The sequence below is a fragment of the Paraburkholderia lebeckiae genome (assembly GCF_050436225.1).
GTDB lineage: Bacteria > Pseudomonadota > Gammaproteobacteria > Burkholderiales > Burkholderiaceae > Paraburkholderia > Paraburkholderia tuberum.
In genome coordinates this window covers 457,188-477,683 of the sequence record NZ_JBNDLU010000003.1, presented here as the reverse complement: position 1 = coordinate 477,683, position 20,496 = coordinate 457,188, and the positions used below count along the sequence as shown (strand labels likewise).

15 protein-coding genes are annotated in these 20,496 nt (G+C 65.3%); 5 read left to right on the top strand and 10 right to left on the bottom strand.

Annotated elements, in window-relative coordinates:
* The first annotated feature begins 4 nt into the window (after positions 1-4).
* Together OKW45_RS36960 and OKW45_RS36955 are read left to right on the top strand one after the other, a co-directional pair.
* The gene (locus tag OKW45_RS36960; RefSeq protein ID WP_018422729.1) at positions 5-379 is read left to right on the top strand and encodes a sodium:proton antiporter; all 375 of its coding nucleotides are present in this window, start codon (positions 5-7) and stop codon (positions 377-379) included.
* Positions 373-3,468 carry a complex I subunit 5 family protein gene (locus OKW45_RS36955; RefSeq protein WP_429473708.1) on the top strand — a complete coding sequence of 1,032 codons (3,096 nt, stop codon included), beginning with the start codon at positions 373-375 and terminating at the stop codon, positions 3,466-3,468. Before OKW45_RS36960 ends, OKW45_RS36955 begins: the two co-directional genes overlap by 7 nt.
* Before the next feature lie 88 nt (positions 3,469-3,556).
* Here the strand turns inward: OKW45_RS36955 and OKW45_RS36950 are convergent, their stop codons facing one another.
* The 5 genes from OKW45_RS36950 to OKW45_RS36930 all read right to left on the bottom strand — a co-directional run bounded on the left by OKW45_RS36950 (position 3,557) and on the right by OKW45_RS36930 (position 10,789).
* A complete protein-coding gene (locus OKW45_RS36950) occupies positions 3,557-4,228 on the bottom strand; it encodes an SEN1982 family lipoprotein (protein ID WP_429473707.1) in 672 nt (223 codons plus the stop codon).
* A 27-nt stretch (positions 4,229-4,255) separates the two neighbouring features.
* Positions 4,256-5,737 carry a cytochrome-c peroxidase gene (locus tag OKW45_RS36945; protein ID WP_018422726.1) on the bottom strand — a complete coding sequence of 494 codons (1,482 nt, stop codon included), beginning with the start codon at positions 5,735-5,737 and terminating at the stop codon, positions 4,256-4,258.
* Between the two features lie 122 nt (positions 5,738-5,859).
* On the bottom strand, positions 5,860-8,259 hold the full coding sequence (locus OKW45_RS36940) for an alkaline phosphatase family protein (RefSeq protein WP_429473706.1): 2,400 nt from the start codon (positions 8,257-8,259) through the stop codon (positions 5,860-5,862).
* A gap of 611 nt (positions 8,260-8,870) precedes the next feature.
* Complete coding sequence (locus OKW45_RS36935; RefSeq protein WP_429473705.1) at positions 8,871-9,545, bottom strand: Vgb family protein; 675 nt, start codon at positions 9,543-9,545, stop codon at positions 8,871-8,873.
* A gap of 14 nt (positions 9,546-9,559) precedes the next feature.
* Entirely contained in the window at positions 9,560-10,789 is a 1,230-nt protein-coding gene (locus tag OKW45_RS36930; RefSeq protein WP_429473704.1) for a helix-turn-helix domain-containing protein, read from the bottom strand.
* Positions 10,790-10,956: 167 nt separating this feature from the next.
* Between OKW45_RS36930 and OKW45_RS36925 the strand changes: the two genes are divergently transcribed.
* The 3 genes from OKW45_RS36925 (at position 10,957) to OKW45_RS36915 (ending at position 13,015) form a co-directional block, all read left to right on the top strand.
* Positions 10,957-11,721 carry a DUF899 domain-containing protein gene (locus tag OKW45_RS36925; protein WP_429473703.1) on the top strand — a complete coding sequence of 255 codons (765 nt, stop codon included), beginning with the start codon at positions 10,957-10,959 and terminating at the stop codon, positions 11,719-11,721.
* Positions 11,718-12,551, top strand: a complete 834-nt coding sequence (locus OKW45_RS36920) for a DUF2182 domain-containing protein (RefSeq protein WP_429473702.1) — start codon at positions 11,718-11,720, stop codon at positions 12,549-12,551. Before OKW45_RS36925 ends, OKW45_RS36920 begins: the two co-directional genes overlap by 4 nt.
* Before the next feature lie 197 nt (positions 12,552-12,748).
* Positions 12,749-13,015: a DUF4148 domain-containing protein gene (locus OKW45_RS36915; RefSeq protein ID WP_018422720.1), complete on the top strand. Its 267-nt coding sequence runs from the start codon at positions 12,749-12,751 to the stop codon at positions 13,013-13,015.
* Between the two features lie 154 nt (positions 13,016-13,169).
* Here the strand turns inward: OKW45_RS36915 and OKW45_RS36910 are convergent, their stop codons facing one another.
* From OKW45_RS36910 to OKW45_RS36890, 5 genes are all read right to left on the bottom strand, one after another.
* Positions 13,170-14,612 (bottom strand): aldehyde dehydrogenase family protein, encoded by a 1,443-nt coding sequence (locus tag OKW45_RS36910; RefSeq protein ID WP_429473701.1) that lies wholly within the window; start codon positions 14,610-14,612, stop codon positions 13,170-13,172.
* Between the two features lie 39 nt (positions 14,613-14,651).
* Positions 14,652-15,839 carry a fumarylacetoacetate hydrolase family protein gene (locus OKW45_RS36905; RefSeq protein WP_429473700.1) on the bottom strand — a complete coding sequence of 396 codons (1,188 nt, stop codon included), beginning with the start codon at positions 15,837-15,839 and terminating at the stop codon, positions 14,652-14,654.
* Positions 15,840-15,922: 83 nt separating this feature from the next.
* Positions 15,923-17,707: an IlvD/Edd family dehydratase gene (locus tag OKW45_RS36900; protein ID WP_429473699.1), complete on the bottom strand. Its 1,785-nt coding sequence runs from the start codon at positions 17,705-17,707 to the stop codon at positions 15,923-15,925.
* A 32-nt stretch (positions 17,708-17,739) separates the two neighbouring features.
* On the bottom strand, positions 17,740-19,146 hold the full coding sequence (locus tag OKW45_RS36895; protein WP_429473698.1) for an MFS transporter: 1,407 nt from the start codon (positions 19,144-19,146) through the stop codon (positions 17,740-17,742).
* Between the two features lie 235 nt (positions 19,147-19,381).
* Positions 19,382-20,377, bottom strand: a complete 996-nt coding sequence (locus tag OKW45_RS36890) for a LacI family DNA-binding transcriptional regulator (protein WP_429473697.1) — start codon at positions 20,375-20,377, stop codon at positions 19,382-19,384.
* Positions 20,378-20,496: the final 119 nt, after the last annotated feature.

The following is a 20,496-nucleotide window of genomic DNA, read 5'->3' as shown; positions in this document are numbered from 1 at the left end:
GCGCATGAGCACGGGCATCCCGGTTTCGAAGATCCTGCTGATCACGGGCTTCTGCCTTTCCTTGATCGGCCTGTGGGGCATGCTGACCCACCGCAACATCCTGCGCATCATCATCGGCTTCGCGGTGATGGACACGGGCCTGCACATCGTGATGGTCGCGACCGGTTACGTCACGGGCGGCACCGCGCCGATCATCGACGCGGCGCTCAGCAAATCCGCGGCCGCGCACCGCGCGATCGATCCGATTCCATCGGCACTCGTCGTCACGGCGATCGTGATCGGGCTATCGGTCACCGCCATCATGCTGTCGTTCGCGATCCGTCTTCATGCCGCCAAAAAGACGCTTTCCATCGACGCCTTCACCGAGTCGAAATGGTAGCCGCGCTGTTTCATCCGCTGCACATCTTCATTCTCGGGCTCGGCGGCGGCTTCGCCATTCCGCTGCTGTACCGGCTCGGCAAGCCATGGCTCACGCTCGGCTTTTTCATCGCGCTGTGCGGCATCGTGCTCGTCTCCGGCGTGTCGTTCTACGGCCTGCTCGACGGCGGCGACACGATCGAGGTGCTGACTGCGGGCGCGCTGCCGCCGGTCTCGATCAATCTGCGCTTCGGCTTGTGGGAAGGCTTCTTCACGTTCAGCGTCAATGTGGTCGCGCTGCTCGGCGCATTGCATCTGTGGGACCGTCTGCGCGGCAACTACGCGGCGTTGCTGCTGTACCTGATTCTGGTGATGGGCATCGACGGCATGGTGATGACCCGCGACCTGTTCAACCTGTTCGTGTTTCTCGAGATCGTGTCGATCGCGACATACGGCCTGTTCGGGCTCGAGCGCACGCCCGCCGCGCTCGCCGCCGCGTTCAAGTACATCTTTGCGACCGTGATCGCGTCGACGCTCTTTCTGCTCGGCACGGTGCTGCTCTACTACGTGAGCGGCACGCTCAACATCGACGAGCTGCTGTCGCTGCGCGACCAGCTCGGCGGCCCGATCGGCACGACCGCGATTCTGCTCGTGTTCGCGAGTCTCGTGATCGAGCTGAAGCCGTTTCCGGCCAACGGCTGGGGACTCGACGTCTACGAGACCGCGCCGAGCGGCGTCGGCGCGATGGTATCGGTCGGCGTATCGGCGGGCGTGTTTTTCGCGCTGCTGAAATTGCTGCCGCTGTTCGACGGCCTGCTGACGCTGCTCGCCGTCTCGGGCGGCGTCACGTTCCTGTTCTCGAACCTGCTCGCGATCAAGCAGACGAAGCCGCAACGTTTGCTCGGTTATTCGTCGATCGGGCAGATGGCGCTGTTGATGCTGTCGCTCGCGTTGTTGCGCCAGATCGGCGCGGATGCATCGATCCCGCTCGTCGTCGGCGGGCTCTTCATCAACCATCTGTTCGCGAAGGCGGGGCTGTTCTGGCTGATCGGCGTGCTGCGGCGGCACGGCGACGATGCTCGCGCGATCCTGTCGCGCAGCCCGTTGCTGATCGGCCTGCTCGGCCTCTTCCTGGTCGCGATCGCGGGACTGCCGCCATTCCCGGGCTTCTGGGCGAAGTGGGAACTCGTGATGCGCCTGACGGCCGCCGGCAAGCCGTACTGGATCGTGTTGATCCTGACCGGCTCGCTGCTCGAGGCGGGTTATATGTTCCACTGGTTCGTGCGCGCGCTGGCTCCGTCCGACGTCGAGGCCAAAGCCCGGCCGAACATCGCCGCGCTGTTGCCGCTGTTCGGCGTCGCCGTGCTGCTGATCGCGGCGGCCTATATGGCAGCCGTGTTCTCGGGCGTCACGTCGGCGTGGATCTTCTCGCCGCTCGCGGCGGGTGCGCTGTTCTATGCGGCCGATCGTCTGCCGGGGCGCGTGAAAGGCGTGCTCGCGGTGATCGCGATTGGATTGATCGGCAGTCTGCTCTGCGAGGGCTCGCGCGGTATCGCCGGACTGTTCGCCTGGCTGCTGCTCGCGGGCAGCCTCGTGATCGCAGCGGCGAGTCTCTATCGCGACGACGTGCGCGCCGGCTTCCATCCGATGCTCGTCGTGCTGTCGCTGTCGATTCCGGCGCTGCTGCGCTCATCCACCTCGCTCGAGTTCTTCTATAGCTGGGAAATCATCACGCTGTCGTCGTGCTTCCTGATCGCGAAGTGCCGGCGCGCGGGACCGCACGTGCTGACCTTCCTGCTGTTTTCGCTGCTGGCGGCGTTCTTCCTGCTCGCGGGCTTTGCCAACGTCGCGGCGGTCGACGACACCATCGCGCTATCGGCGCTGATCCGCTCGGGACCGGAGGCGAACCGCGCGTTCGTGCTGCTCGCGGCCGGCTTCCTGATCAAGGCCGGCGCGATCGGCGTGCACGTATGGCTGCCGGGCGCCTACACCGAAGCGGAAGACGACGTGACCGCGATGCTGTCGGCGGTGGTCAGCAAGGTCGCGATGTTCGGCCTGTTGATCGGCACCTATCTGACGATACGCTCGGAGGTCGGCCTCGAACTCGCGCACGCGATGACCTGGATAGGCATGCTGACGGCCCTGTTCGGCGCGCTGATGGCGTTGCGGCAGAACGACTTCAAACGGATGCTCGCGCTGTCGAGCATGAGCCAGACCGGCTATATCGTCACCGCGATCGGCCTGATGAGCCATCTCGGCTGGGTCACTGCGCTGTATCTGGTCGCCAATCACATGTTCGTGAAGGGCATCCTGTTCCTCGCGCTCGCAGGCGTGATCTCGCGCACCGGCACGCGCAACTTCGCCGATGTGGGCGGCCTCGCGCGCGAGATGCCGCTCACCTTCGCGATGGTCGTGATCGCGCTCGTCTCGATGTCGGGCCTGCCGCCGCTGATGGGCTTCGGCGGCAAATGGCTGCTGCTGAGCGCAATGACCGACAAGGGTTGGTACGGGCTCGCCGTGTGCGGGCTGATCGCGACCTGCGCCGGCTTTCTGTACATGCTGCGCCTGCTGAACGGCGTCTTCCTCAAACCGCGCCCGCCGCAGCGGCCGCAGGTGCGCGAAGCGCCTGTGATGCTGCTGGTGCCGCAGTTGCTGTTCGTGGTCGGTATCGTGATCCTGTCGTTCTTTCCGAAGGTGTTGCTCGAACCGGTGTCGGCCGCGATCGATCCGCAGTTCGCGGCGACACTGGTGTGGGGCGGCATGTCGCTCGAAAGCATCTACGGGTTCTGGAATCCGACGCCGGTCGTGATCGTCGTGCTGATCGTCACGGCGATCGTGTTCGGGCTCGGTGTGCTGTACTACCGCAGCCGTCGCGGCAATGCGCGCAACGCCCCGGATTTTTACCACTTCTACCGGCCGATCCTGAGCCGCACGGTGCCGCCGGTCGCGCAGATGTTCTGGCGCGGCATATCGCACTTCGCGCTCGTAGCGGCGGCTCGGATACGCCGCGTCTATACCGGCAACGGGCAGACCTACGCGCTCTATGTGCTGCTGTATTTTCTCGCGATCTATTTTGCGAGCACGGGGCTGAGTCCAGCGGGGACGCCGTAAGGTGCACCTGGGGTCCTGGCGCAGCGGCATGGACCGGCCCACGTGCGGGAACGATCGCCTTGGAGCAAGGCGTCGGCGAACTCAACGATCATCGAACGAGATATTCTTCCGCTACCCAGCCGTCCTTGGTCAAGCGCACGCCTTCGCGCAGTTGCATGGTGCCCGCGCCTTCGATCACGCGCGCCACCATGGGAAACACTCGCTGGAACTCGGGAGTCCTGGCAAAAGGCGCTGGGTCGATCTTATAGGTATAGAGCACCGAGGTCCTGGTCTCCCCGTCGTGAGTCTGGGGCGGCTCCCAGCCCACCACCTTGTCCAGGGTCAGCGTGGCCACGCAAAAATCGGCGTCGTGCGTGACCGTCTTGCCGGGCGTCGCCACCACCACAGGCTTGTGCAGGTAGAACTGCTTGCCTTCGTCGGTCAGCACATACTCGCGTCCCGGCGCCTCGATCCTGGCCCCGTCCTCGCCAGTGCGCTCGACCGTCATGACGGTGCTCTTGACGAGGCCCAGCTTTTCCATCACCGGCAATTGCAGCGCATCGCGGGAATGCGTGACCACGATATCCTGATCGGCCACGTGGATGGGCCAATCGTATTTCGCCACGCACAGGTGGCCCCGATCGGCCAGGTAGTGCGTGATGGTGTTGGTGAAGTTCTCCGCGGAAGGTTCGGCCTTGTTCTGGCAACCGCCCAGCAGGATCGACGCCGTCAGGGAAACCGCAATCGCAGTGCCGCGCACCGCATTCGAAAAATGCATCATCGTGGATAGTTCAAGTATTGAAAAAGATCAATTCACGCAGCTACCGCTCGTGGGCTGGGTCGCGGGAGGCTGGTAGCCGTCGCTCAAAGTATTCAGGAAGCAGATCACGTCCTGCACGTCCTGATCCGACAGTTGCGGCGCCGAATGGACGGCGCGCGGCTGCGCACCGTTCAACGCGGTGGTGCCGCCCGCGTCGGTCTGGCCCTGCCCCAGCGGCAGTTCCTCGTCGATATTGCCCTGGTAGGCGGCCGGCAGATCGTTGAACATGTTCACCGTCGCGCCCGCTGCATAGGTGGGTTGCAGCGCATAGCTCGGGTTGCTGGTCAGCTTGGTCGAATCGCCACCCGTGGACGGATACCAGTACTCGGGGTTGGTGTCGCGCGTGTTGTAGAAGCGAACCACCTGCTCCAGCGAGTGGAACACGCCGTTGTGGAAGAAGGCGTTGCGCGCGGCGACGTTGCGCAGCGTCGGCACCTTGAAGCGGCCGCAATACGGATCCGGGTTGTTCACGCCCGTAAAGGGGTCCGGGCCGGCGCCGCTGGTGGCCGAAAGCGGCGTGTGGCTGTCATAGCTGCCGTTATTGATCGGGCCGCACAGCCCCATGTCGTAGTAACTCGCGTTCAGGTTGGCCGCGATGGGGTTCGGATTGTCCGGGATCGACGTGTCGTTGCGCGGGGCACCGATCGCCTGATAGGTGAAGTCGGTCCCCAGCGCGTTCGAGCCGTTGAAGTTGGCGCCCATGAAATGGCAGGCCACGCAGGCGGCCCCGTGAGCGGTATCGTTGAAAAGGTTCATCCCGCGCAATTCGGCCGGCGTCAACGTGCCGCCGATCTTGTTGTTCGCATACAGGTCGAACTTGCTGGAATACGGCGCAAAGCTCGGGTCCTCATTCTGGTAGGCCTGCAGCGCGAGTCCGATGTCCTGGAACGCCGTGTCCGTATCGCCGAACACGGCCTGGCCGTACACCGCCGTGAACTGTGCGGCATACGAGGAGCTCTTCACCGCCTGCACCACCGCGTCCCTGGAGGCGTTGTTCATCTCGATGGGATTGAGCAGGGGCAGCGCCGCCTGGTCGGCCAGCGTCTTGCCGCGGCCGTCCCACATGAACCCGCCGCCAGGCGCGTTCGCCGTGATGCCGTCGGGGTTCGAGGCGTTGTCGTCGTAGGCCGGCGTCACGGCCTTGTAGCGCAGCGAGGGAACCGCGCGCTGGCCTTCCGATACGCCATCGGAACCCAGCTGCACCGCCAGGCTGTTGGGCGGGCCGTAGGCATACGCCGGATCGTGGCAGGTCGCGCATGCCTGGTTCTTGCCGCCGGACAGGTTCTTGTCGAAGAACATTTGCTGACCGATCTGGGCCGCAGCGCTCAGCTTGCTCGTGGGCGCCGACCCCGTGGAGCCCGTGGAGCCCGTGCCTGCGTCCGTCGAAGCAGACTGTGACGAGCCCCCGCCCCCGCAAGCGGCCAGTGTCGACAAGATGACATACAGCGCCCCCGCATAAACCTTGCGCATCGCTACTCCCCCGCCTTTGTTCGATAAAACAGCTGGCGGGGGAGCGGCCGAACCGCTCCCCCGCGCAGGCTACTGCTTGATGAATGGCACGCTTGCGCGTGCTTACCGTGTGGTGCTTTTTATTACTTCGTCGCCCACAGGTTCTTCTGGGTCGCGTCCGGACCAACTTGCGCCGGATCGCTCACGTCACCCGTCTGGAACTTCTGCGTGTAGCCGGCCGGAATCACGTAGGCGTGGTTCATCGGACGAACCGCGTCGTAGTGCGTGTCGGCGCTGCCAGCGTACTCAGGCAGGTTGGCGATGTTCTGCGCAATGTACGACTCCGTGTACTTCGAACGGTTGGCGTACGAGGTCGGAACAGCCGGGTCGGCCAGCTGGAACATGTCCTGCACCGTGCGCACGAACGAGAAGTGGCTGTACGTATCGCTGTCGGCGACGCCCTTCGGCGCGGCGCCCACGTCTTGCTGGTTGGTCAGCAGGACGAAGATCGAGTTGCCATGGCCCTTGTTGCCGTTGCCGTACTTCGCCTGAACCGGAGTCCAGCTGCCGTCCGCGTTCTGCATCTGCGTAGCCTTGCCACCCACGTCCCAGCCGCAGCACGAGCTGCCGGCACCGTTGGACGTGCCATTGCCCTCGTCGAACATGACCACGATGGCAACGTTGCGCTGCTTGTTCTGCCACAGCGGCGAGGCCTTGATCTTCTGCACCACGGCGTTGGTGTAGTAGTCGGCGCGGGTCAGCAGCGCGTGAGCCGGAACGGAACCCGAGGCGGTCGTGCTGTCCTTACAGGTGCCGTCGCTGCCGGTGCCGTGCAGGTCATCACACTGGTCAGGCATGATGAAGTTCAGGGTGCCGACGTCGCCGTTGGCCAGGTCGGTGCTGAACTGGTCGACGTTGTAGCCGGTCGGAACCTTGTAGAGCGTGGTGTTGGTCAGGTCAGCCGCGTTCGTGTAGTACTGGGTACCGAAGATCGTGCGGTTGTTCGCGAAGAACTCCGGCTGGTTACGCACGTTCTGATAGGCCATGCCCGGATGGTGCTTGGTCTTGTAGAGCGAGCCGGGCATGGCGAACGGCGTGCCCGTCACGGTGATGCTGCCGTCCGTCTGGTTGTAGGCCTGCGATACACCCGTGTCACCGAGGCTGTCGGCGCGCGGATCCTGACCCGGGTTCATGGATTCGCTGTAGGTACGCCACGTCAGGCCCGCGCTCGAAATCTGCGTGAACAGGTTCGGCGCGGTCATGATGTTGTGGTTGGCGACTGAACCGGTGCCGTCCGTCGAGCACGCCTGGTTGCTGGCCGCCGTGTAATTGGACAGCAGCGATCCAACGGCCACGGTGGCGCCGCCGGCGGTGGTACCGATGATCGGGTCGTTCGGCGTCAGCGCGACGTGGGACGGCAGGGGCTGGCCGTCGGAAGCCGTGCCGCCGGCGAAAGCCTTGTCCGTCGGGGCGTTGGCGCCGGTCGCGGCGCAACCCCACCAGTTGTCGTCGCCGATACCGAAGTCGTCGGCGCCGCCCAGGGCGGTGTAGTTCGGCTCGGACGGGCTGCCGGTCGCGAAGTAGGTCGAGAAGTAGTTGCCGTTGGTGATCATCGAGTTGACCGCCGGCATATACGCCGAACCCTTGACGCGGTTCGTGCTGCTGTTCTCCAGCATGATCACGAAGACGTTGTCGTAACGCGGAATCGCTTCGACGTTGAACGCAGCCTGCTGGGCTTGTGCGAAGGTGATCGCCTTACGCGTATCCGTCGGGATGGTTTCGCCAGCGGTGATGCCGGAAACGCCGGTCAGGGTGGGGTCGCCACCGGCAACGGCCAGCGCATCGGGGTACTTGTCGCCACGATCGAGCTTCGCGGTGGCGTACGTGTAGCGGTTCGTCAGTGCGTTTTCTTCGAACAGCACCGCGTACTGCTCGGCGCCGGACAGGGTGTTGGCGTCGGCCAGGACGTCGCCGGCGGAAACCGTTACGGAGGCGTTGTTGAATGCCGGGCCGGACAGACGGGTCGACAGATTAGCCTTCTCGGTCGCGTACTTGCTGCCGTTGGCTTCGACGAGGCGCTGCACTTCGCTCGACATCGGGCTGATCACGACTTTGGTGGCGCCCTGGTCGGCGATCTGGTCGGGCGAAGCGCGCAGGATCAGGTGGCTGGCGACCTTGGCGGCCGATGCCGTGTTGGTGGCCGAGGTCGTGATGTCAGCGACGAGCGGACCGGTCGCGGTCGTGGTCAACGAGAAATGGCCGTTGCCGTCGGTCTTCGCGGAGGCTTCGCCGCTGTCGAGCACGCCGTTGCCATTGGCATCGACGAACACGGTGGCGCCAGAGTAGTAGCCGGCCTTCAAGGTCGGGTTGCCGCTCGAGTTGCCCGGGGCGAAGGCAGTTGCGGCGACCACGCCCGAGTAAGTCGTGCCACCGTTGTTGCTGGCAGAGGGGCTATCCGAATTTCCGCCGCAAGCTGCGAGCACACAGGCGGCGGCAACGGACGTTAGACAAAGCGCTGGGCGCATTTTGTGATGCGATGACATTTGGGGACCCTTGTTAGTTGTATCGGCAACCGCTTGTGTGGGGCAAGACTTGGTAAAACCAGCGAATAATATGAACAGATTGTGTAAAAGGTATGTCTGCACGCGATAAGGATTGGAGTGAGAATCTGGCTTGGTTCTGATCACATCTTTTCGAAAAGCCGCGATGCACGGGCAAGCAACGAAGACGGAAATAAAGCTGAGAACCAATCGTCGGACTTGTTGCAGGTGCAACGAAAATGCTCTCTCAATGCCCCGCTACTATTGATACACAGTCGGAATGCTTCGCGTGTGCGGTGCAGCATCCGAGTGTGTTGCGGTTTGGACTTTCGAGTACCGGGTGGTGGCGCATGCGCCGCGTCGGTGGGTCTGATGCGAGCACTGGTGGGCGAGGCCGAAGAAACGAGATGACGGGGCCGCTATCCTGCGGTGGCTGAGTGCTTTGCCACGGCCTGCTAGAAGTCGCTGCAGGCGGCCCGCGTAAGGGAAATAGTCTCGCGATTAAAGTAACGCAATGTAATATTTCTTTTACCAACGATGACTTACGTTATCGCCGAGTACAAGTAAGCCAAACACCAGCGCCGGTAACGAGGACGCGCTGCTTGCGTGACGAATCACTCGTTCGTCGAATCGACCGGCAATTGCGAGTCGCTCTCTCGCACGGGACGCTGCACGGCGCGAACGAGCCCGCTGCCGCCGCCTCCACAGAAGAACAGATCCGCGCCGTTCGATTCGAGTCCGGAAATGCCCGCGCCGGCCGGCATCTCGACGCGCTCGAGCACCTCGCCGCTGCGCGGATCGAGATGGCGCAGCTCGCTCTCGTCACCTTCCCACGTGCCATGCCATAGCTCGCCGTCGACCCACGTTATCCCGGTCACGAAGCGATTCGATTCGATCGTGCGCAGCACCGCGCCAGTGTCCGGATCGACCTGATAGATTTTTCGTTCGGGATACTGACCGACCCACAGCGAACCTTCGGCCCATGTCAGCCCCGACTGGCCGCCGTCGCCGGGCGCCGCGATCGTCGACAGCACGCGGCCGCTCTTCGGGTCGATCTTCTGGATGCAGCCGTGCGCGATCTGGAACAGGTGTTCGCCGTCGAAGGCCGTGCCCGCGTCGGCGGGCACCGCGATCGAGCGCAGCGTCTCGCCGCTCGCCGGATCGAACGCGTCGAGCCGTTCGCCGGTCGCGATCCACACCCGTCGGCCGTCGTAGGTGACGCCATGCACTTTATCGACGCCCGTAAAGGGCCCATATTCACGGACGATTCTGGCGGCAGAGCGGTTCATGGTGGCCATCCTAATCATGAAGGGAACGGGGAAGGGAGTAACAAAGCCGTCGCGAATCCGGCCAGGGGCGGCGTCATCCAGCGGCGCGCGCGCCCCTCGCCCACGGGCTGCACCTTGCCGGCCGCGGCGAGCGAGTCGAGTGAGCGCTGCACGGTGCGCTGACTCGCGCCGAGCACGAGGGCAAGCGCGGAGCTCGACCACGCTTCGCCATCCGACAGAAACGCGAGCAGCGCCGCATGCTCGCCTTCGACCGGCGGCGCCAGCACGACGACCTCGCGCGCGTGACGCGGCGCGAGCGCGAAGCCGCGCGTCGTCGCGCCGACGCTCGCGAGCGTGCCGAGCGCCGTGCGCAGCCGGCCGATCTCGACGCGCAGCCGCGCGCGATGCGATTCGTCGGCGCGTTTGGCGCGGAACGCCCGTGCGACGAGCGCGTCGCGCGGCACATCGTCGGGCCATGCCTCGCCGAGCATGCGGGCGAGCGCAAACAGCACCGGTCGGCTCGCGAGCGCAACCGCCGCGTTCGCATCGCGGATCGCGTAGCGGCAAGCGTCGACGATCAACGCGCCGCCAGCGCGATTCGAGGTCAACAGCTTCTCGACTTCATCGAGCAGAATCGGTTCTTCTTCGCCATGCGCGATCATGCGCGCGGCCGGTTTGCCCAGTGCCACCGACGCGCTTTCGACTTCCGCGATCAACGCCGGAATGCCGGCCTCGCGTGCCGCGCGTCCGGCCCGCGCCAGCGCGGCACGGGCGGCGCCGCTGCGCAAACGCCGCAGCGCGACCCCTGCGACCACCAGCTCATGCGCGGCACGCAGCGCGGGCGGAAACGGCCGAGGATCGAGCGCGGCAAGCTTGCGCTCCGCTTCGTCGAGACGGCCGATCAGCAGCAGACGCCGCGCCGCGAGATACCGCGCATGCGCGGCATTGACGCGATCGCCGTACGCGTCGAGCGTGGCGGTCGCGGCGTCGAGTGTTTTGGCGGGCCACGCGAGATCGCGCGACGCCAGCGCGATCTCCGCTTCGGCGACCACGCATCTCGCGCGCGCCACCGCATGCTGCGCGCCGAACGCGCGCGCGGCGTCGCGCACCAGCGCCTTTGCGCGCCCGAAATCGCCGAGCTGCGCCATCGCGATGCCGCGCAGCGCGAGCGCCGCCGCGTCGTCGCGTAACGCGACGCGGTCGAGCGCGCCAAGCGGATCGCCGGCCGCGAGCGCGCGCGCGGCCGCCGAAATCAGCGCGTCCACGGCGTGCGAGTCCGCGCGTAGCACGTCAATGCATCAAGCGAATCCCGCCACACTTGTCACTCCCACCTGATCGATGCCCAGCCCTAATCTAGCACGACCATCAACCGTCACCGACGCCGTCGGACAAGGGCTCGCGCGGCGCGGCACGACTCACGGAGGTACCCACGATGACTACGCATCCGATCGGAACACGCGAACAGTGGCTCGCCGCGCGACGCGCGCTGCTCGACGCGGAAAAAGCCCACACACGACACGGCGACGAGCTCGCGCGCCAACGCCAGGCGCTGCCGTGGGTCAGGGTCGACAAGGCCTACCGCTTCGATACCGACCAAGGCAGCGCGTCGCTCGCCGATCTGTTCAAAGGACGTTCGCAGCTGCTCGTCTACCACTTCATGTTCGGCCCCGACTACAAGGCGGGCTGCCCATCGTGCTCGTCGATCGCGGACGGCTTCGCCGGCTTCGCCGTGCATCTCGCGCATCACGACGTGATGCTGACGGCGGTGTCGCGCGCGCCGCTGGAGAAGCTGCGGGCGTACAAGCGGCGCATGGGCTGGACGTTTCCATGGGCCTCGTCGGCAAGCGGCGATTTCAATTTCGACTTCAACGTCTCGTTCACCGAGGCACAGCAGCGCAATGGCGATATCGAGTACAACTACGCACGCAACAGTCACGCGATGGACGTGAGTCCCGCGCCCGAACCCGTCGCGCAATTCGCGGCGACCTGCGGCACCGACGCGGCCACCTATTCTCGCGACCGGCCCGGCATGAGCGCGTTCGTGCTCGAAGACGGCGACGTCTATCACACGTACTCGACTTACGCGCGCGGTGTCGATGCGCTGTGGGGCATGTACCAGTGGCTCGATCGCGCGCCGAAGGGGCGCAACGAGACGGGCATCTGGTGGCGCCGTCACGACGAGTACGAGCCGTCATGAGCCCGCTCGTGCGCGCTGTCCGCACGAGCGGGCAGCGCCTTGCCACACGGCGCGCGGCGCGCTCATCGCAGCGCGTTTTCGTCGGCGTCTGCGTGCTGATGTTCGCCGCGAGCGTCGCGGCGACAGTGGCCCACGGCGCGTCGATGTCGGCGATGGGCGCGTTGCCGATGCCCGGCGGCTGGTCGATGTCGACACTGTGGATGCCGACCTGCGGGCGCACGTGGGCCCGCGCCGCGGCATCGTTCATCGGCATGTGGATCGTGATGATGGCGGCGATGATGCTGCCGTCGTTGATGCCGACGCTGCTGCGCTATCGCGACGCGATCGGCTCGCGCGCAAGTGCGGAGCGACTGGCCCTGCTGACGATGCTCGTGAGTGGCGCGTATGCGGTCGTATGGACGGCGCTCGGCGTGGCCATGTTCGCGCTGGGCGCGTCGCTCGCGGCGCTCCAGTTACGGTGGGCAGCACTCGCGCGTTCGATGCCGCTGGCGGTCAGCGTGGTCGTATTGCTCGCGGGCGCGTTGCAGTTCAGCACATGGAAAGCCCGCCGCCTTGCCTGCAGCCGCACGACGCCCAGCCTTCCCGCCGATGCGCCGAGCGCGTGGAGATACGGTCTGCGCATCGGCATCGAGTGCGCCGGTTGCTGCGGGGGTCTCACGGCAATTCTGCTGGTCGTCGGCATGACGGATTTGCGCTTGATGGCCGCCGTGACTGCGGCCATTACGGCCGAGCGACTCGCGCCGGACGGCGCACTCGTCGCCCGGGCGAGCGGCGCCATAGCCATCGCCGGCGCGGGCTTGCTGCTCATCCAGGCCATCTCAGCCGGCTGACTCATGCGCGCTAGCTGTCGCGGATCGCTTCGCAAATCGATGCTTGACGGCCTTCCTGTCTCATTATTGTTTTGGTTTCGGAAACAGTGAGTTCGGAAATTAGGTATTTACCCTAGTTTCAGGTCCCCCTAGACTGTCATCACTGCTGCAAACCAATGGTTTCGCAGCCTAACAAGACAAAACCTGGAGGTATAAAAATGAAATCGCTCGTTCAAGCTGTCGTTATCGCCGCTACCCTCGCTGCTCCGGTTGCCGTTTTCGCTCAATCGAACCAGCCGCTGACCCGCGCGCAAGTCCGTGAAGAGCTGGCTCAAATCGAAAAAGCCGGCTACAACCCGGCACGTTCGAACCCGAACGAATATCCGTCGAACATTCAGGCTGCCGAAGCCCGCGTCGCGGCGCAAAACAGCGCGGTCGGCGGCGTGACCAGCGGTTCGTCGCAGCAAGGTCACGCAGCGCAGTAAGGCGTTGCAGGTTGGAAAGTTGCTGTTGATGTAGCTGTACCTGCCGGAGCGTTCTGGCTTAGCGCTCTAGCAGCTTCCCCTACTGGCCCGCCATCGCGATTGAATGCAATGGCGGGCCAGTTCCGTTTTGGGGAGCTCTGTCGTTAGTTCTGCGTCAGACCGCACCCGGGTTGATATACGCGGTCTTCACCGACGTATAGAACTCGCGGGCGTAGGCACCCTGCTCGCGCGGACCGTAGCTCGACCCCTTCCGCCCGCCAAACGGCACGTGATAATCGACCCCCGCCGTCGCGGTGTTGACCATCACCATGCCAGCCTGTACATGGCGGCGGAAATGACTCGCGTACTTCAGCGATGTCGTGCAGATGCCAGCCGACAACCCGAACTCGGTGCCGTTGGCAACCGCGAGCGCTTCCTGGTAGTCCTTGACCTTGATGACCGACGCCACCGGCCCGAAGACCTCTTCACGGTTGATGCGCATAGCCGGGGTCGTCTCCGTGACCAGCGCCGGCGCGAGGAAATAGCCGCGCGCCGAGCCTTCGACGCGCTCGCCGCCGAACACCGCGCCGCCCTCTTCGCGCGCGATCGCCAGATAGCGCTCGTCCTGTGCCAACTGCTTGTCGTCGACGACCGGGCCGATGTGCGTGCCGTCCGCGAGCGCATCGCCGACCTTCAGCGCGCGCATGCGCGCCTTCATGCCGTCGATGAAGCGGTCATAGATCCCCGCGGTCACGATCAGCCGGCTCGATGCCGTGCAACGCTGGCCCGTCGAGTAGAACGCGCCGTTGATGCACGCTTCGATCGCGACATTGAGATCGGCGTCGTCGAGCACGACCATCGGGTTCTTGCCGCCCATTTCCAGCTGGAATTTCTTGCCCGAATCGAAGCACTTCGCACCGATCGCGCGGCCCGTCGAAACGGAACCGGTAAAGCTGATCGCATCGACATCCGGCGACGACACGAGCGCCTCGCCAACCACCGAACCGCGTCCCATCACGAGGTTGATCACCCCCGCCGGCGCGCCCGCCTCGGCGATGATCTTGACCAGCTCCCACGTGCTGCCCGGCACCAGATCGGCCGGCTTGATCACGACCGTGTTGCCGTACGCAAGCGCCGGCGCGATCTTCCACGCCGGAATCGCAATCGGAAAATTCCACGGCGTAATCAGGCCGACCACGCCAACCGGCTCACGCGTCATTTCGACCGTCATGCCCGGCCGCACCGACGGCACTATTTCGCCGCCGACGCGCAGCGCTTCGCCCGCGAAGAACTTGAAGATCTGCCCGGCACGGCCCACTTCGCCGATCGCCTCGGGCAGCGTCTTGCCCTCTTCACGCGCGAGCAGCTTGCCGAGCTCCGCCTTGCGCGCGAGGATCGCGCTGCCCGCCTGGTCGAGCACGTCGAAGCGCTGCTGCGGCGTGGACAACGACCACTGCGCGAAGGCCTTGCGCGCGGCGCTGATCGCGCGATGCGTCTGCTCGGCGTCGGCTTGCGCGAATTCGCCGATCACGTCGTCGAGATTCGACGGATTGACGTTGCGCGACACGCTCGCGCCGTCGACCCACTGTCCGTCGATGTAGTTTGCGAACTGACTCATGTCCTGATCCTCCTTTCGAAAATTGCAGCGACAATCCGGTTATTCAGCAACAAGCAGGCCACGGGCCGCGAGATTGCCATACAGCGCGCGCACGCCGAACGTCCACGGCTCGATTTCGGTGGACAGGCGCACCGTGTTGGTCAGCGCGCCGAGCTGCGGCGTCGAAATCGTCACGCGATCGCCGAGGTGGTGGGTGAAGCCGCCGCCGGGCGCGTCGCGGTCCTTGATCGGCGAGAACATCGTGCCGAGGAACAGCATGAAGCCGTCCGGGTACTGGTGGTGACGGCCGCAGGTCTGCGCGACGAGGTCGGCCGGGTCGCGGCTGATCTCGCTCATGTGGCTCACGCCGTCGAGCACGAAGTCGTCGTCGGCGCCTTCGACGCGCAGCGACACGCTCGCCGCGCGCACCGAGTCGAGCGAGAAGGTGTCGTCGAACAGACGCACGAACGGACCGATCGCGCACGAGCCGTTGTTGTCCTTGCACTTGCCGAGCAACAGCGCCGAGCGGCCTTCGATGTCGCGCAGGTTCACGTCGTTGCCGAGCGTCGCGCCGACGATGCCGCCGCGGCTATTCACCGCGAGCACGATCTCCGGCTCCGGGTTGTTCCACACCGACGCCGCGAGCAGACCGACGTCCGCGCCGAAGCCGACTGCCGACATCGGCTGCGATTTCGAAAATACTTCGGCATCCGGACCGATGCCGACTTCCATGTATTGCGACCACGCATCGCGACGCTCGAGCTCGGCCTTCAGCTTCATCGCCGCCTCCGATCCCGGCTTGATCTTCGACAGATCGGTGCCGATCGTCGACGCGATCGTCTCGCGCACTTCCTTCGCCTTCGCCGGATCGCCGCCGGCCTGCTCCTCGATCACGCGCTCGATCAGACTCACCGCGAACGTGACGCCGCAGGCCTTGATCGCCTGCACGTCGCACGGCGCGAGCAAGCGCACGGCCGGTGCGCTCGCGCCCGGCAGATTCGCCTCGATCAGCTGCGCGACCGGCCCGAGCGGCACGCCCGGCGCGCTGCGCGCAAATTGCGCGGCATCGTCGCGCTCGAACAGGTCGGCGGTAGTCGGCACGGCCGCGGTGATGTCGAACACCTCGCCGCCGCGCACGACGACCACGCACGGTCCTTCATGCTGCTCGGTCTTGCGCCACACGCGGCCGATCAGCAGTGCGTCGTTCAGATCGCCGGGAAGAAAGCTGGAGGGGAAAGTTGCGGACATGGGATGGGCTCTTTCGGATAAGTGGGAAAACGGGCAAGGCCGGGCGTCGCGTTGCGTGCGAAGCCCGGCCTTGTCACCTGCAGTCAATGCGAATGCCGTGGGTTGCCGCGCTCGGCAATCACCTTCAGATACAGCGTCGCCGGTTCGAGGCAGCCGCCGGTCGAAAGCTGGCCGACCGTCTTGCGGTACAGCTCCTGCCACGGCGTTTGCGCGGGCGGAATCTCGAAGTGCACGGTTTCGCGACGTCGCGCGAGTTCCGCTTCGTCGACCAGCACTTTGACGCTACGCGAATTCAGATCGACGCGGATGCGGTCGTTCGTGCGCAACAGCGCAAGGCCGCCGCCCACCGCCGCTTCCGGCGACATGTTCAGAATCGACGGACTCGCGGACGTGCCGCTCTGACGGCCGTCGCCGAGCGTCGGCAGCGACGTGATGCCCTGGCGCACGAGCGCCGCCGGCGGCGCCATGTTGACGACCTCGGCGCTGCCCGGATAGCCGACCGTGCCCGTGCCGCGAATCACCAGGATGCAACGCTCGTCGATTTCAAGCGACGGGTCGTTGATCCGCGCGTGATAGTCCTCGGGGCCGTCGAACACGATGGCGCGTGCTTCAAAGGTGTTTTCCGCGCCGGGCTCGCTTAGATAGGTCTTGCGGAACGCATCGCCGACCACCGACATCTTCATGATCGCGCTGTCGAAGAAGTTGCCGGACAGCACCATGAAGCCCGCGCCGTGCTTCAGCGGATCGTCGGTCGTCTTGATGACCTCGCGATCCGGCGCGGGCGCGGCGGCCGCGATTTCGCCCATCGTGCGGCCCGAGACGGTCAGGCATTCCTCGTGCACGAGACCGCCTTTCGCGAGCTCGCGCATCACGGCCGGTACGCCGCCGGCGCGATGGAAGCTCTCGCCGAGATATTCACCGGCGGGCATGCAGTTGACGATCAGCGGCACCTGCTCGCCGACGCGCTGCCAGTCTTCGAGACTCAGCTCGACGCCCATGTGCCGCGCAATCGCGATCAGATGCGGCGGGCAGTTGGTCGACGCGCCAAGCGCCGATGCGACGACGATCGCGTTTTCGAACGCTTCTTTCGTCATGATCTTCGACGGCCGCACGTCCTCGCGCACGAGGTCGACGATGCGCTTGCCGGTCGCGTAGGCCATCTGGCCGCGCTCGCGGTAAGCGGCCGGAATGCTCGCGCAGCCGGGCAGCGACATGCCGAGCGCTTCGGCGAGGCTGTTCATCGACAGCGCGGTGCCCATCGTGTTGCAGTGACCGATCGACGGCGACGACGCGGTAGTCAGCTCCATGAAGCCTTCGTAGTCGATCTCGCCGGCCGCCAGCAGATTGCGTGCATGCCAGATCACGGTGCCCGACCCGACGCGCTTGCCGTCGTGCCAGCCGTCGAGCATGGGACCGCCGGACAGCACGATCGCCGGCATGTCGACGGTAGCCGCCGCCATCAGGCACGCGGGCGTGGTCTTGTCGCAGCCGGTGGTCAGCACGACGCCGTCGAGCGGAAAACCATGCAGGATTTCGACGAGGCCCAGATACGCGAGATTGCGATCGAGCGCGGCGGTCGGCCGGCGGCTCTGCTCGGCGAGCGGATGCACCGGAAACTCCATCGGAATGCCGCCCGCGTCGCGAATACCGGCCTTCGTGCGCGCCGCGAGCTCGATGTGATGCCGGTTGCACGGCGCGAGATCGCTGCCGGTCTGCGCGATGCCGATGATCGGCCGGCCCGACTGCAGCTCTTCGCGCGTCAGACCGTAGTTCATGAAACGCTCGACGTACAGCGCCGTCATATCCGCGTGCGAGGGATCGTCGAACCATTCCTGGCTGCGCAGCCGGCGCGGGGTGGATGCTGACATGATGCTTGTCTCTCTGTCTGGGTGAGGGTTTCTTATGCGTGCTCTGCGTGTTTCTGTGCCCGCGCTGTCTCGCGGCCGGGTCCGCTGCCTTCATTCGAGGCGGCCCGCGTCAGCATCGTGCGCGGCACGAGCAGGATCAGCACGCAACTGACCAGCAGACACGCACCGAGTGCGTAAGTGCCGTTGTTGATGTCGCCCGTCAAATCTTTCGCCACGGCGGTGATCATCGAACCGGTAAAGCCGGACAGATTGCCGATCGCGTTGATCATCGCGATGCCGGCCGCCGCGGCGGCGCCCGACAGCAACTGCCCCGGGAACGTCCAGTAAATCGGCATCAATGCCAGGATGCCGGCGGTGGCGATCGTCAGAAACGTAATCGCCCACACCACATGATGCGCCAAAGCCGCGCTCATGATCAGGCCGATTCCGCCGATCAGCGCCGGAATCGCCGCATGCAGGCGCCGCTCGCCGGTTTTCTTCGAATGCGCGGCGTTCGCGAGCGTCGCAATGATGGCCACGCCGTACGGGATCGCGGTCAGCAGGCCGATATGCAGCGGATCCTGCACGCCGGTCGCCTTGATGATCGACGGCAGCCAGAACGCGAGGCCGTAGAAGCCGGTATTGAACGTGAGCAAAATCGCGACCAGCAGCCAGACGCGCGGATCGCGCACCGCCGAGCCGAAGCGCGCTGTCTTGTGCGCGCTTTCGCGCTGCAGATTCGCCGCGAGCAGGCTCTTCTCCTGCGGCGTGAGCCAGCGCGCGCGGTCAATGCCGTCGTCGAGCGAGAAGTACACCACGAACGCGGTCAGCAGCGACGGTACGCCTTCGATCAGCAGCATCCATTGCCAGCCCTGATAGCCGAGCAGGCCGGCCGTATGGTTCATCAGCCAGCCCGACAGGACGCCGCCGAGCATCAGGCTGACCGGCATTGCGATCAGAAAGCCTGACATCACGCGACTTTGGCGCTGCGACGGAAACCAGAAGTTCAGGTACAGAATAACGCCGGGGAAGAAGCCGGCCTCGCAGAGCCCGAGCAGGAAGCGCAGGATGTAGAACATCGTCGCGGTTTCGACGTGCGCGACGCGCGCGAGCGGCGCGACGAACGCGAGCGCCATCGACACGAGCCCCCACGTGAACATGATCCGCGCGATCCAGAAGCGCGCGCCGAAGCGACGCAGAAACACGTTGCTGGGCACTTCGAAGATGAAATAGCCCCAGAAGAACACACTCGCGCCGATCGCGTACATCGTGTCGGACAGGCCGAGATCGTCGAGCATCTGCAGCTTCGCGAAGCCGACGTTCACGCGATCCAGATACGCAACCACATAGCACAGCAACAGTACCGGCAGCAGCCGGCGCACGACCTTGCGATAGGTCCTTTCCTCGAACTCGTCGACGCGCGCGGCGGGCGCGACGATGGCGGGCGATACAGCGGTCATTCGTTTCTCCATCAGCTCGTTTTATGGTGGAAATGCCGTTGCTTCGCGGCTCGTGCGATTCGAGCCGGCGAACCTCGCCGTTGAGTTACCGGTAACATTTCTGGCTGTGGATGTTACGCCCGGCCTACGGTCCGGGCAACCAAGGGATATCCCTGAGCTGTCTAATTAAGGGTAGTTCGAGGTGTTCGCGGCTTGCGAATTCAGCGTCGCGCCGCTGATGCTCGCAGCGTGCCCTCTACGCGCTATCGCGTGCAATCACCGTGAAATCGATCTTCACCGCTTTCCTGCGCTGCACCTCACCCGCTTCGCGACCGGCGAGCGCCGCGAGCAGCGTTTCGCCAGCGCGCAGGCCGATGCCGTACGCGTCGACCGACACCGTCGTGATGCTCGGCTGACAGCACCACGACACCTCGAAGTTGCCGAACCCGGCGACCGCGATGTCGCCCGGCACCGACAGCCCGCGCCGGTGACACTCCATGATCGCGCCGAACGCCGACATGTCGCTCACGCACATCACGGCCTCGGTATCGGGCCACGTGTCGAGCAATGCGCCGATCGCCGGTGCGCCGTGGCTCATCGTGATCGGCGAATCGCCGAGCCGGATCACGCGCGGCTCGCCGAGGCCGAGCGCCTTGATTTCGGCAACGTAGCCGCGCATCCGGTCGTGCCCGCGCCGGTCGCGCTCGCTGGCACCCGCGATGAAGCCGATCCGCCGATAACCGCGCTCGTGCAGATGCCGGACCATCGCGCGCGCCGCCGCCGAGTTCGAAAAGCCGACGACCGTATCGATTGGATCGCTGGGCAGATCCCACATTTCGACGACCGGAATGCCGGCGCGCTGCAACAGCATGCGCGTCGCCTCGGTGTGCCGGCCGCCCGTCAACGCGACGCAGCGCGGCTGATGGCGCAGCATCGAGCGCACCAGCAGTTCTTCCTGTTCCAGACGGTAGTCCGTGTCGCCGAGCAGCAGTTGCAGACCGTGCGGGCCCAGCACGGCATTCAGTCCGCGCACGGTATCGGAGAAGTTCGAGCTGGACAGCGACGGCACCAGCACCGCGACGAACTCCGAGCGTCCCGACGACAGCGCGCCCGCCGCCGCATCGGCGACGTAGCCGAGTTCGTCGATGACCTTCTGCACGCGTTCGCGAGTCGCCTGCGACACGTTGCGGCCGGCGAGCACGCGCGATACGGTCATCTTCGAGACGCCCGCGCGTTCGGCAACATCGGACATGCGGGGCGGAACTGGCGGCCTGGACGTCATGATATGTATCGGGGCGAATGCGCGAAAGTCATGGAACGCACATGATAGCGGGCCGCTCCTCGCGGAGCGACCAGGCAACGTCAGGGTTG